Annotated in this window: 9 protein-coding genes and 1 pseudogene; 4 read left to right on the top strand and 6 right to left on the bottom strand. The window is 64.1% G+C overall.

Going from position 1 to position 12,396, the window contains the following annotated elements; all coding sequences use genetic code 11:
• The first annotated feature begins 21 nt into the window (after positions 1 to 21).
• A complete protein-coding gene (locus BJD12_RS05865; protein WP_039421667.1) occupies positions 22 to 1,518 on the top strand; it encodes a tryptophan halogenase family protein in 1,497 nt (498 codons plus the stop codon).
• Positions 1,519 to 1,598: 80 nt separating this feature from the next.
• Here the strand turns inward: BJD12_RS05865 and BJD12_RS23730 are convergent, their stop codons facing one another.
• The 5 genes and pseudogenes from BJD12_RS23730 to BJD12_RS05840 form a co-directional block, all read right to left on the bottom strand.
• Positions 1,599 to 2,960, bottom strand: coding sequence for a hypothetical protein (locus tag BJD12_RS23730; RefSeq protein WP_126936603.1), 1,362 nt, complete (start codon positions 2,958 to 2,960; stop codon positions 1,599 to 1,601).
• A gap of 179 nt (positions 2,961 to 3,139) precedes the next feature.
• A pseudogene (locus BJD12_RS24895) lies at positions 3,140 to 3,273 on the bottom strand (MBL fold metallo-hydrolase); the annotation flags it as partial.
• Between the two features lie 205 nt (positions 3,274 to 3,478).
• Positions 3,479 to 3,886, bottom strand: a complete 408-nt coding sequence (locus tag BJD12_RS05855) for a hypothetical protein (protein WP_005995075.1) — start codon at positions 3,884 to 3,886, stop codon at positions 3,479 to 3,481.
• A gap of 528 nt (positions 3,887 to 4,414) precedes the next feature.
• Entirely contained in the window at positions 4,415 to 5,812 is a 1,398-nt protein-coding gene (locus tag BJD12_RS05850; RefSeq protein ID WP_005995076.1) for a trypsin-like serine peptidase, read from the bottom strand.
• 440 nt (positions 5,813 to 6,252) lie between these two features.
• Positions 6,253 to 7,635, bottom strand: coding sequence for an APC family permease (locus tag BJD12_RS05840; protein WP_005995078.1), 1,383 nt, complete (start codon positions 7,633 to 7,635; stop codon positions 6,253 to 6,255).
• A 186-nt stretch (positions 7,636 to 7,821) separates the two neighbouring features.
• Between BJD12_RS05840 and BJD12_RS05835 the strand changes: the two genes are divergently transcribed.
• The 3 genes from BJD12_RS05835 (at position 7,822) to BJD12_RS05820 (ending at position 11,880) form a co-directional block, all read left to right on the top strand.
• Positions 7,822 to 8,586, top strand: coding sequence for a LuxR family transcriptional regulator (locus tag BJD12_RS05835; protein ID WP_005995080.1), 765 nt, complete (start codon positions 7,822 to 7,824; stop codon positions 8,584 to 8,586).
• Positions 8,587 to 8,987: 401 nt separating this feature from the next.
• Positions 8,988 to 9,929: a proline iminopeptidase-family hydrolase gene (locus BJD12_RS05830; RefSeq protein ID WP_042828322.1), complete on the top strand. Its 942-nt coding sequence runs from the start codon at positions 8,988 to 8,990 to the stop codon at positions 9,927 to 9,929.
• 889 nt (positions 9,930 to 10,818) lie between these two features.
• A complete protein-coding gene (locus tag BJD12_RS05820) occupies positions 10,819 to 11,880 on the top strand; it encodes a pectate lyase family protein (RefSeq protein WP_005995086.1) in 1,062 nt (353 codons plus the stop codon).
• Here BJD12_RS05820 and BJD12_RS24115 read toward each other — a convergent pair.
• Positions 11,802 to 12,365: a hypothetical protein gene (locus BJD12_RS24115; RefSeq protein ID WP_126936604.1), complete on the bottom strand. Its 564-nt coding sequence runs from the start codon at positions 12,363 to 12,365 to the stop codon at positions 11,802 to 11,804. The genes BJD12_RS05820 and BJD12_RS24115 overlap by 79 nt on opposite strands.
• Between the last annotated feature and the right edge of the window lie 31 nt (positions 12,366 to 12,396).

The following is a 12,396-nucleotide window of genomic DNA, read 5'->3' as shown; positions in this document are numbered from 1 at the left end:
TCCCACTTACAGGAGAACGCAGTGAACCAGGCCAGGATCCGCAAGGTTGTCATCGCCGGTGGCGGCACTGCCGGCTGGATCGCAGCCTGTGCGTTGTCGCATCAATTCCGCGACCTGCTGGACATCACCCTGGTCGAGTCCGATCAGATCGCCACGGTGGGGGTGGGCGAGTCCACGGTGCCTCCCATCCGCACCTTTCACCGCTTTTTGAACATCGACGAACAGGAATTTCTGCGTGCAGCGGCTGGCACGTTCAAACTGTCGATCTCGTTCGAGCATTGGCGCCGGCAGGGCGAGCGCTACATCCATCCCTTCGGCATTACCGGCCAGAGCACGCTGGTGTGCGCCTTCCATCATCTGTGGCTGGAAAGTCAACGCCGCGGCATGCCCGGTGCGTTCGCTGATTACTGTCTGGAAACGGTGGCCTCGCGGGCGGACCGCTTCGCGCTGCCGCGCGAGCCGGCGGTCAACTATGCCTACCATCTGGACGCGGCGTTGTACGCGCGTTTCCTGCGCACGCGCAGCGAGGCGCACGGGGTTAAGCGTGTCGAAGGCAAGATTCAGCAGGTGACGCTGCAGCCGGATAGCGGCGATGTGGCCGCGCTGGTGCTGGAGGACGGGCAGGTGCTCGAAGGCGACCTGTTCATCGATTGCACGGGCTTCCGCGGCCTGTTGATCGAGCAGACGCTGCACACCGGCTACGAAGACTGGAGCCACTGGCTGCCGTGCGACCGCGCGGTGGCGGTGCAGACCGAGGCAGTGGGCCCGCCGGTGCCGTACACGCGCGCAATCGCGCATGAGGCGGGCTGGCGCTGGCATATTCCCTTGCAACATCGCGTTGGCAATGGGCTGGTGTTTTCCAGCCAGCACATGTCCGACGACGAGGCGCACGCCAAACTGCTGCGCGACACGGGCGCGACCCCGGTCAAGGACCCGTGGCTGGTGCCGTTCCGCACCGGGCGACGGCGCAAGGCCTGGAACAAGAATGTGGTCTCGCTTGGCCTGGCCAGCGGCTTTATCGAGCCGCTGGAATCCACCAGCATCCATCTGACCATTGCCGCGGTGGTGCGGCTGATCACGCTGTTTCCGGCCAACGGCATCGCGCCGTCGCAAGTCGATATCTTCAACGACATCAGTCGCACCGAGATGGAGCACGTACGCGATTTCGTCACCTTGCACTACCACGCCACGCAGCGCGACGAGCCGCTGTGGCAGCAGTGCCGCGACATGGAACTGCCCGAGTCATTGCGCCTGCGCCTGCGTGCCTGGCGCGAGCGCGCGCATGCCTGGCAAGGCACCGACGAACTGTTTCGCGTGGACTCCTGGACGCACGTCTTGCTGGGGCAAGGCATCGTGCCGCAGCAGCATCATCCGCTGGCCGCCGCGTTGTCGGACGCCGATCTGCGTCGCCTGCTGGACGGCATTGCGCAGCCGCTCCAACGCGCGGTGGAGCAGATGCCCTCGCAGCAGGAGTTCATCAGCGCGTATTGCAAGATGGATGCGCGCGCCTGGGGTTAGGGTTCTGCCGCACCATGCTAAGTCGTGCCAACAAAGTGGGCAGCAGTAGGTGGTGCTACGTGCTGGATGGGCCAACGTCGTTACTGTGCCAGGCAGCGCTGCAACTGCTTGCTGGCGTCTGCCTGTCGCGCCGCATGGATAGCGCAGGTGCGGCTGTCCGCGCCCGGTTCGTTGCAGCCGGCGTGGATGGCGTCGAGTAGCGCATCTGTCTTGCGGCGTTGCTGGTAATCGCAAGCGGCATCGTCGGCGTTGCCCGGTGCGATGGTGGGCACCGCAATCCAGCCGCGCCCGTACCACGGAGAGAATGCCGTTGCTGCCACGGTTTCGACGCCGGCCACGTGGCCGTTCAGTGCCGGGAACGTATTGAGCGTGGCGGCGGCCATCAATAGCGGGTCGGTGGCACGCGGTAATGCGACTTCGCAGGCCATGACCTGGGGGTCAACGCGTTGCGGCAACAACCGCAGCTCGACCTGCATCGGTGAGGTCGGTTGATCCAGCGGATCATCGCCGATACCGAAGCGGCCTGGCCGCACGCCGAGCAGCGTGTAGCTCGCCACGCGCAGCGGCGGCTGAGTCGTCAACGTGATCCTGCGCTGGCGTGCCGCGTCCGGCGCTTGAGCGGTCGCCAACATGGTGCGCGCAACACCGCCCGGTAGCAGGGCCCACACGCCCAGGTAGCAGCGCTCGGCAAGTGGATGCAGTGATGGCACATCGGTGATCAGGGTTGCGGTGCGCAGCAGGATGTCGGTATGCACGCGCCTGTTGGGCAGCTGGAGCTGCGCGGTGACACGGGTAGGGATGGCATGTGTACCTTGAATTCCGCTCAGCGCCTGTAAGCCGTACGACAGCACGGTCAAGCGGTCGGCCGGGATCACGCCGCCGGCAGCGATCTCAAATCGTCCGTCGATAAACCGGTAATGGCTCACGACATCGGCGGTGGTGGTGTGGCCGCCGCCGCCGTGGCGGATGCGCCGGCTTTCGGCCTGCAACAGCGGGGTGAAGGTGTCCAACAACGCACGGCGCGCAGCCGCATCGTCGCGTTGCAAGGCGATGCTGATACGGGTGGCCTGGTAGCCGAACAGCTGCCCGCACAAGCGCTGCAGGTCGGCGGGCGTGGGGAAATGCAGCAGCAACCAGGCCAGCGTTGCCACGGCACCGGCCAGGCTGAGCCCGGTCCAGAATGGCGGCACACGCTGTTGCTGGTCCGCGAGCAAGCTCTGGTTTGCGCTGCCGGCTCCGCGTTGCTTCTGGCGCCCGGCATGTCTGGACGATGCTTTCGAATGCTTGCCGAGCCCCGCCCGCGCTTGAGCGCGACGCACCGCCACGCTGTACAGACGGTAGGCCTTCATTACCCCAACGCCAATCACCTGGATGCCCAACAGCGCCAGTAATGGGCAAACCAGGACGGCCACGACCAACACCGCAATGTGCAACAAGGACATCGTCAAAAACATCGGCGTTAACAACTAGGGTGACGAGGAGAGTGGCAGACGCTGCACAGCGCGCGTGCGCTGCAGCCCGGGGACGCATGCCTGTGCGACAGCCTGGTGCAGCGATGGTTAGTACGTATCCCGCCGCCATCGATGCACTTGCCGGGTCTGTACGACCCCAAGCGCCGCCGAAGCCGCATCAGATCTGTGCCGACCACAATTGGCCAGCGCAGTGCTTGCGTGCCCCTTCGCTCCATATCGCATGGGTGATGCTGGCGTCGCCTGCAGGCACGAAATGACCAAGCACCAGCCCACTTCCCTTGGCCGGCAGCGGGACGGACGCCGCGTTGCTTGCCGCAGTCTTCGTGCGGTGAGCGGCTGCAAGTAGCCTGCGGCCAGCAATGCGCCGGCACTGCGTGCGGTCTTGCGCAGGCCGCGGCGGCGGAAGTTGGTGAATACAGTCATCGCGGTTCCTGGATTGAGGGCAAACCGCCCGCCGGCAGCGATCGAAACACACCGCTGCCACGCGCTCAGTGTTGTTTCGCCACAAAATCGCGCAGCGCCGGCGAGCGATAGAACGTCATGCATCGCGCAAAAATCTTGGTGAACGGCCCACGGCGTGCTTCGTCCTTCATCGGCACCTCGGTGCGGTGATAGTCCGCCGTCTGCTGCGCGACAAAGGCCTGCAAACGCCCGGTGGTGCCGGGCTTCGCATTGTCCAGCGCGTAGGTGGTGAGCAGATACGAGCGGTCGCGCAGTTGGTCGGGCTCCAGCCGGCTGCTGCGTTCGTAGTTTTGCTCCAGGCACAGCTGCAGTGCGTAGGCCTTGACGTCCTCCGCAGCGGCCGGCGTCGACGCCATCGCGGCAGTGGAAATGATGGAAGCCGCGCCAAGCAGCGCCGTGATGACGGTATGGCGAGGGCGAATGGGAAGCAACATGCCGATCCTGCGATTGAAGTGCGTGCAGTCTGCAGCATCGCGTCTCGCTTTGCTCTTTTGAACCCGCTCTGGACCCGGCTGGGCGAGGCGCTGCGGCGTCGCTGCGGCGATGGCCCACGGGCACCAGCGCGTTCGCTCACATGGGGCGCGCGATCTTGTGTTTGCTAGCCTTTGAGCGGGTTAAGCGATACCAGCAAGAGATAATTGTGGAATGACCCATCGCGGGAGCGCATCACCCGCATTGCCGTGACTGCGCCAGGCAAGACGCGGCGTACATCGATCATGCGGGCGGCAGTGCAGGCATCGCTTCGCGTCCAGGAGCGGCTCACACACCGTAGCGATCAGTCCTCAGCTGCGGGTCTACACCGCACAGGAACCGGAAGGTGCAAGTGGGAATGAGGATTCCGGGCACTGGCCATGCCTGCCGGATGGTTGCGCAGTGGTGTTGTCGGCGACAGACCCAATAGGGGGCATGGACGCGTGGCAGGCGATCTATCGCCTGCCACGCGTTGATCGCCCACGCTCGGGTTACTGCCCGAAGTACGTCGAGATCGACGAATACACGTCGGAGAAGCGCGAGTAGTAATCCGGATCGGTCTGCGCCGTGCAATACGAATAGCCGCCATACAGACCGCCGCGCAGCTGATACGCACCGCCGCTTGCGATGGTGAACAGCCCCGAGCCGGACGAGCCGCCTTCGGTGACGCCATCGTTCCAGACCACGCGATACAGCGGGGTCTTGCCGTCGATGGAGGTGTTAAGCCCATTGACCGTGCCCAGCGAGTACTTCTTGACGTCACCGGAGGGGTGATGGATGCCCACGATCGAGGTGCTGGTGGCACCGATCGCCGCGCTGTTCCAGGCGGCATAGAATGCGCCGCTCGGCGGTGCGGTCTTCAGTTCCAGCAGCGCGGTATCGCGCGTGGTGTTGGCATGGCGCAGGAACGCGCCGCCGGTGAGCGTGGTTGCTTGCGAGCTCACGGCGTTGCCGTTGCAGCTGGCCGCGTCGTAGAACCAGTACGTCTGCAACGTATTGGCCACCGTCTGCGTGCTGATGCAGTGCGCCGCGGTCCAGAACAGATTGCGCTTTGGCGTGTTGGTGTTGTTGAGCAAGGTGCCGCTGCACAGGAACGAGCCCTGGCTGGTGGTGAACACCATGCGTGCCACCGCTTTTGCGGCGCTGGTGAAGCCGGCGGTGGGATTGGCGCGGCACACGATGTCGTTCTGGCAGGAATCGCTCTCGCCGATGGCAATGGTCATCATGTCGCGCGGGCTGGCGGTGGGGCTGATATCCAGATGCGACAATTGCGGAACGCTGAGGCCGAAGTTTTCCGGATACAGGCCTGCCGGCAGCGACAGTTCGACCAGCAGGTTTTCGCCACTCACCGTCGGCGACCAGCCGATCGCATCGCCGGTGCCGACGAAGCTGGCGCCGGATTGCTCGAACACGCGGCCATCGTCGCCGGCAAAGCGCAGCGTCACCTTGGACGGGTCGCCCGGTGTTGCGCCGGCACCCCGCAGCACCAAGGCCGCCCGCAATGATGCGGCCTGCGCGGAGCTTAGCTTCAAGGTCGCAACGCGCGAGCCGTCGCCGGCCATCTGCCAATCGAGCTTGGCCAGGTTGACCAACGGCTGCGCCACGGCACGCGAAAAGCCGATCTGCAGCGGCTGCCCATGCTTGACCTGCGCAATGCGGCGCTCGCGTACGGCCCCCAGTTCCTTGCTGCTCGGGGCCGCCAATTGCGCCACGCGCATTGGCATGATGCCGCCGCGCAGGCTGGCCGATTGCAACGTCGCCGCGCCGAGCTTGGCCGCCTGCGGCACGCTACTCACCGGTGCGGCATCCATCTCGGTGGGTGGCGCAGCCAGCGCAACGCCGGACACAGCAGAGAGCAGCGCGAGGTACAACGCATTCTTGCGATTCATGGGTAGTCCTTCTCGTCAGGGAACGGCAGGCTGCGGCGGGGGCCACACCCTGCGGCGCCATCGTTGGCGCCGAACGAGACTAGCGAATGTCTACAACTGAATATGTGCTGAAAATCTCGTTCAGAGATGGGCGATCAATTAAAATAAAATCGCTTATGCGCACATCGATGGACTGCATCGCATGTGCGATAACAGGGGAGCGGCGCGTAGGCATGCGCCAGCGCACGTGTAGGCGTGCGTGCACAGCACTGCTGCTGCAGGACGTTAGGAAAACTGGCAACGCGACCACGCAGGTTGCCACCTGTGCGTGCGGCGCATGCATCACGGCCTATCGCGTTCGAGCGGAATGAATGGTTGCAACGGTCTCACGCCCTGCAGCGCGTGCGTGGTGCGCGCTGCGCGACAGACAACACATAGCGCTCAACACCGTACGCGAAGCGCTATTCCACCGCGTCGCTGGCGCGGAACTCGGTCGAGCGGCCACTGAGTTTCAGGAACACCAACACGCACACCCCCACCACCATCCATGCGCTACCGCCGAGCTGCGCATGCCGGTCGGCGTTGATCAAGACGTAGGCCAGGATCACGCTGCCGATCAGCGGCACCACGCCATGCAACACGACCCGGCGCTGGCTGCGAAAGTGCCAGAGCACCGCGAGATGCAACAGCACGAATGCTGTCAGCGCACCGACGTTGCACAGCGACGACAGCAGCGCGATCTGGCCGACAAACACCTCCCCCAGCACCATGCTCAACGCTGCCACCAGCAGGATGGCGCGTTGCGGCACCCCGGTGCGTGGATGGATGTAGCGCAGGAACGCCGGTAACTGGCGGTCGCGCGCCATGGCGAACAGCAGCCGCGAAGTTGCCGCTTGGGCTACCAATGCGTTGGCGATTGCCGCACTGATCGCCACCGTGAGCGCAATGACGATCTGCAGCCACGGCCCGGCGATCAGATGGCCGATTTCGAAGAACGCATCGTTGGATGCCTGTTCATTGGGGTAGCGCAGCAGGGTGGGTTGCAGCAGTGCGGCCAGCCAGGTCTGCAAGACGAATAGTCCGGCGACCAGCAACAAGGCCAGCAAGGTGGCGCGGCCCACCACGCGGTTGCCGCCACGCGTTTCTTCCGACAGCGTGGAGATCGCATCGAAGCCCAGAAACGACACCACCGCCACCGACAGTGCGCTGAAGATCAGCTGCGGCGAAAACGCCTGCGGATTGTAGAAGGGGCGCAAATTCCACTGCGCGCCATTGACGCCGCGCTGGATCGCCAGCGTCGCCAGCACCACGAACACCGCCAGCACTACCAGCTGCGCATACAAGAAAAACCGGTTCGCCCGCGCCGTCGTTTCGATGCCACGCAGATTGACCACGGTATTGAGCACCACGAAGAACGCGATCCATGCCGGTTGCGGCACCGCGGGCAACACGTTGTGCATGGCGTTGGCGCCAACCACGTAGAGCAGGGTGGGCACCAGCAGGTAATCGAGCAGGATCGCCCAGCCGGCCAGAAAGCCCATGCCGCTGCTCAACCCACGGCCGACATACGCATACACCGAGCCGGCCACCGGAAACGCCTGCGACATCTGCTGGTAGCTCAAGGCGGTGAACAGCATCGCCACGAAGCCCAGCAGATACGTCAGTGGCACCATGCCCGCGCTGATGTCGAATACGCCACCGAAGATCGAAAACGGCGCGGTCGGCACCATGAACACCAGGCCGTAGATCAGCAGATCCTTCAGCGTGAGCTGGCGCTTGAGTTCCTGCGCGTAGCCAAAGCGTTCCAGCTCTGCCGCATCGTCGCGGCCGGGTGTCTCGGTCATGCAAGTGTCCGCTGTAAGGAAGGCACGGTCGCCGCAGGCGCGCGGTCCGTGGGGCCGATGCTGCGCTGCAGCTGTGTGACCGGCATTGTGACGATAATGTGGCCGGCAAGCCCATCCATTGGTAAAAGTGCTAGGTTTTCCGTGCTGGATGTCATCCAGCGGCGTCAACTGCGACGAAGGATCCCCATGTTCGACACTCTGGCCAGCCTGGGCCGCGATCTGCAGGCACTGCACACGCTCGATGCCTGTCTGGACCGGGTGTTCGGCGACGTCTGCGCGCTCGGCTTCCAGTCGCTGGTCTACGACTACGCGCCGGTGCCGCTAAGCATGGAAGGCGGGCTGATCACCCCAACAGTGTTCATGCAGCGCAATGCGCCCGGCGATATGCAGCATGTCTGGTGCGAACACGGTTACTACCAACATGACCCCGTTCAGCAGCGCGCAACGCGCCGCACCACGCCCTTCGTGTGGTCGTACCGCACCGACGGCAACCGACCAGGGGTGGAATACGTCGGCGCGCAGCACCGTCAGGTGACGCGCTATCTGTGCGATAGCGGGATGGGTAACGGTGTCACGGTGCCGCTGCATCTGCCTGGCGGCGCGTTTGCCACGCTCAGTGGCGCGGTGGATGCGGTTGCCGCCGAAGCGCCGCGCCTGGCCGAAGCACAGCTTTCGCCGTTTTTGCTGCTTGCCCATGCATTTCAGGCGCGCGCGCAGGAACTGCTGGACCCGCAGGAGCGACGCTGTCACCACATCGCGTTGACCCGGCGCGAGCGCGAATGCCTGCAGTACTCGGCCAAGGGGCTGACCGCCAAAAGCATCGCTGCCGCGCTCAATCGGTCCACCGCCACAGTGAACCTGCATTTGAATTCAGCCGCGCGCAAACTGGGCGCACGCAATCGCGTCGAGGCGGTGGTGCGCGGTATGCACTATCGCTTGCTGGAGCCGTAGGCGTATTGCCGTCGCTGTTGGTGGCATTGGCTGCATATACGCATCGATGCGCGGCGATCGACGCTCCCAATGACCCGCGCCGCGTTACTCAGGCTTAGATGCGGCTGCTGACGTGTTGGCAGCGCAGGCGAGGACAGTGCGGCGGTGGCCTTGAAGGGCTTGCTCCCGTTGCACGCCACGTCAGTTGCAGTGACCGAGCCGATAGTCGCCGACCTCGAACATCGGGCGTGTCATTGGTCGGCACAATCACCCGTGCTGCCAAGAGATAGTTCGAAGCCCGTCCAACGCGCAAGCCACGAACACTGCCCCGAAAACGCCGCAAACCTGTGACATTTGCCAGTTAACGCGAAGTGGACTGCCCGCTAGGCTCGGCGCTCATCATTGCCGAGCAGGCGCAGGTCATGCAGTCCACCGAAGGGTATGTCCAATTTCGCGGCTATCGCACCTGGTACCGCATCAGCGGCGACCTGCGTAGCGATGCCTACCCCCTGGTGGTCGTGCACGGCGGACCGGGCTGCACGCATGACTATGTCGACAGCTTCAAAGACCTGGCCGGCAATGGTCGTGCGGTGATTCATTACGACCAGCTTGGCAATGGCCGCTCAACGCATCTTCCCAACGCGGATCCGGCGTTCTGGACGGTCGGGCTGTTTTTGGACGAATTGCAGACGCTGATCGAGTCCTTGGGCCTCTCGCAATACGCCCTGCTCGGGCAGTCGTGGGGCGGGATGCTGGCGGCCGAACATGCGGTGCGTCGGCCCAGCGGGTTGCGAGCGCTGGTGATCGCCAATTCGCCAGCGTCGATGGGCTTGTGGCGGGCGGCAGCGCTACGCCTGCGTGCCGGCCTGCCCGAGCAGGTACAGGCTGCATTGGACGAGCACGAGGCGGCCGGTACGCTGGATCACCCCGACTATCGGGCGGCCAGCCAGGCGTTCTACGCGCAGCATGTGTGCCGCCTGGTTCCATGGCCGGAGGAAGTGGCGCGCACGTTCGTCGCGATCGATGCCGACCCGACGGTGTATCACGCCATGAACGGGCCAACCGAATTCCACGTGGTAGGCAGCCTGCGTAACTGGAGCATCATCGAGCGGCTGCACCGCATCATGGCGCCGACGCTGGTGCTGTCGGGCAAGTACGACGAAGCCACGCCGGAAACTGTTGAGCCATACGCGCGGCTGATTCCGGACGCACATTGGCACGTGTTCGCCAACTCAAGCCATATGCCGCACGTAGAAGAACGGGCGGCCTGCATGCGGCTGGTCGGCGATTTTCTCGAGGATCACACCCCCTGGCCGGGCGGCGAGCTTACGCACGCGTCGGGGTTGGTGAACCGCGCCGTGTGAGGTGCGGCCCCGCTTGGGGGCAGCTTGCCTGTTGCGTGGTGGCGTTGCGGTTACGCGATCTTGGCGTTCGCGGTGACAGTCGTGAGCGTTGCGCATTGCTGCGCGAGTCTGTTGCAACGGTGCATCGCACCGAGCGTGCAGCTGGTTGTTTGAGAGCGCCCTACGGACGCTCGGCGAGGTGTCGATCGCGTGCGTCGACGATACGCGGTTGCACTGCTCGATCAATGCGCTGCTTGCGGCGCTACTCCAGCCCAGGCAGGCTGCGCACCCTGTGTCATCGGCTTCCATGATCCACGCACTGTCGGTCGCGCGCGTTGCGCGCCTGTCACGTGGGCCGAGTCAGCCCGCCATCGCCAAGCGCCCCGGCTGATCCGACAGTGCGCGGCTTGCGCAGGCATGGCATCAGCACGCGCCGGAGCAAGCCGTGTCTGCGGCAAGTGCGCGTCACTTCAGCGCTGTCATGCGGGTGCGATGCATCGATGCTGCATGGGTTTGTCCTCTGCCGCACCGCACGGCGGTGATGTGCCGCCCGTGCGGTGGCGCAGGACATCGCACTGCAGCAACGGGTTGAATCAACGTGTTGCAGCAACGCAACCGGATAGCAGCCTGCGCTGACATAGCTGCGCTCGCACGTAGCGCGCGCGCACGTGGGCATCTTCGAGCATGCCTCGACTGCACGCACGGCAGTGTCCTGTCCTGCGTGTCTCTCGCTGTCTCTTTTGCATGTCCCGCAAAGAGAACACCGTGGTGCGTCAAAGTTTCAAAGATGTATAATTGTTTTATGTTTTAAATCGCGCGAAGAATGCGGCCCCCACGCACTGCTTTGCCGACGTCGTTGCCATCGTGCAGACGTCGCGCATCGCCTATCGACTTCTTTGGGAGAGGCTGCATGACCAGCAAGATGCTCCAGGGCGCACTCGCGCTCGCACTGTCCGCCTGCGCTGCAAGCGCCATCGCCGGCCCGGTCGGTTACGGCGCTGCCACCACCGGCGGCGGCAACAAGACACCCGTCAACGTGGCCACCTTCGAAGCGATGCAGGCAGCCATCGATGGCTACTCAGGGAGTGGCGGTCTGGTGCTCAACTACACCGGCAAGTTCGACTTCGGCACCATCAAGGATGTTTGCGCGCAGTGGAAGCTGCCAGCCAAGACCGTGCAGATCAAGAACAAGAGCGATGTCACCATCAAGGGCGCCAACGGCTCGGCGGCCAACTTCGGGGTGCGCGTGGTGGGTAATGCGCATAACGTCATCATCCAGAACATGACCATCGGCCTGCTGCAAGGCGGCGAAGATGCCGATTCGATTTCGCTGGAAGGCAACTCCAGTGGCGAGCCGTCCAAGATCTGGGTCGACCACAACACCGTGTTCGCGTCGTTGACCAAGTGCTCCGGTGCTGGCGATGCCTCGTTCGATGGCGGCATCGACATGAAGAAGGGTGTGCACCACGTCACCGTGTCCTACAACTACGTCTACAACTATCAGAAGGTCGCCCTCAACGGCTACAGCGATAGCGACACCAAGAACTCGGCCGCGCGCACCACCTATCACCACAACCGCTTCGAGAACGTGGATTCGCGCGTGCCGTTGCAGCGTCGCGGGTTAAGCCACATCTACAACAACTACTTCAACAATGTCAGCACCTCCGGCATCAACGTGCGCATGGGCGGCGTGGCCAAGATCGAGTCCAACTACTTCGAGAACATCAAGAACCCGGTGACCTCGCGCGACAGCAGCGAGATCGGCTATTGGGACCTGATCAACAACTACGTCGGCAGCGGCATCACCTGGGGCACGCCGGATGGCAGCAAGCCCTACGCCAATGCCACCAACTGGATCAGCTCCAAGGTGTTCCCGGAATCGCTTGGCTACATTTACACCGTCACGCCGGCTGCGCAGGTCAAGGCCAAGGTGATCGCCACCGCAGGGGCGGGCAAGAATCTGGCGGAATAAGCGCCGGCGCAGCAGGACGTCTTCAGATCCCCGGCACTGCCGGGGATCTTCTTATGTGTGGCAATGGCGCCGGTCACGTCGTTCTGCGGGGTCTGACGTAGCCACGCGCCGTGGCGAGACGCCAGTTGGAAGACGAAGGACGATGACGGCTGCGCATCGCCGCCGGGCGGTAAGCAATGGCGCCGCAGATAAGTATTGCGGTACGAGATCACGGCGTGGTTGGGGTGACTTCGATGAGCGCGCTCGGCGAGGGCGCCACGTCGCAGCGCCGTGTTCACACCGATCGATGCGGCTGTTGTCTTGGCGAGTGCAAGACTGCCGCTGCTTGTACCATCGGTGAGTGTGCACTGCAGCATGGCGAGCGCGCGTCGTGCATTGGTATGTCCTTGGGCTACTGCCTTGGAGGGGAGGACGCGCTGTCGACGACGCAGCCGCGCCGTCAGCCTGGCTTGGGCGTCTTCGTCAAGAGGCGCGGCCGGCGTCATGACGCGGTATCGTGTCGCGTTACCACCTTCC

The organism is Xanthomonas vesicatoria ATCC 35937, assembly GCF_001908725.1.
Taxonomy (GTDB): domain Bacteria; phylum Pseudomonadota; class Gammaproteobacteria; order Xanthomonadales; family Xanthomonadaceae; genus Xanthomonas; species Xanthomonas vesicatoria.
The sequence above is the reverse complement of the archived record's forward strand: the minus strand, read 5'-3'. Positions and strand labels throughout refer to the sequence as shown.

Bases quoted from the DNA above. Each gene is read 5' to 3' on its own strand.
- BJD12_RS23730 (WP_126936603.1), bottom strand. From the start codon at position 2,960: ATGTCCTTGTTGCACATTGCGGTGTTGGTCGTGGCCGTCCTGGTTTGC.
- BJD12_RS05850 (WP_005995076.1), bottom strand. From the start codon at position 5,812: ATGAATCGCAAGAATGCGTTGTACCTCGCGCTGCTCTCTGCTGTGTCC.
- BJD12_RS05830 (WP_042828322.1), top strand. From the start codon at position 8,988: ATGCAGTCCACCGAAGGGTATGTCCAATTTCGCGGCTATCGCACCTGG.
- BJD12_RS05820 (WP_005995086.1), top strand. From the start codon at position 10,819: ATGACCAGCAAGATGCTCCAGGGCGCACTCGCGCTCGCACTGTCCGCC.
- BJD12_RS24115 (WP_126936604.1), bottom strand. From the start codon at position 12,365: ATGACGCCGGCCGCGCCTCTTGACGAAGACGCCCAAGCCAGGCTGACG.
- BJD12_RS05835 (WP_005995080.1), top strand. From the start codon at position 7,822: ATGTTCGACACTCTGGCCAGCCTGGGCCGCGATCTGCAGGCACTGCAC.
- BJD12_RS05855 (WP_005995075.1), bottom strand. From the start codon at position 3,886: ATGTTGCTTCCCATTCGCCCTCGCCATACCGTCATCACGGCGCTGCTT.
- BJD12_RS05840 (WP_005995078.1), bottom strand. From the start codon at position 7,635: ATGACCGAGACACCCGGCCGCGACGATGCGGCAGAGCTGGAACGCTTT.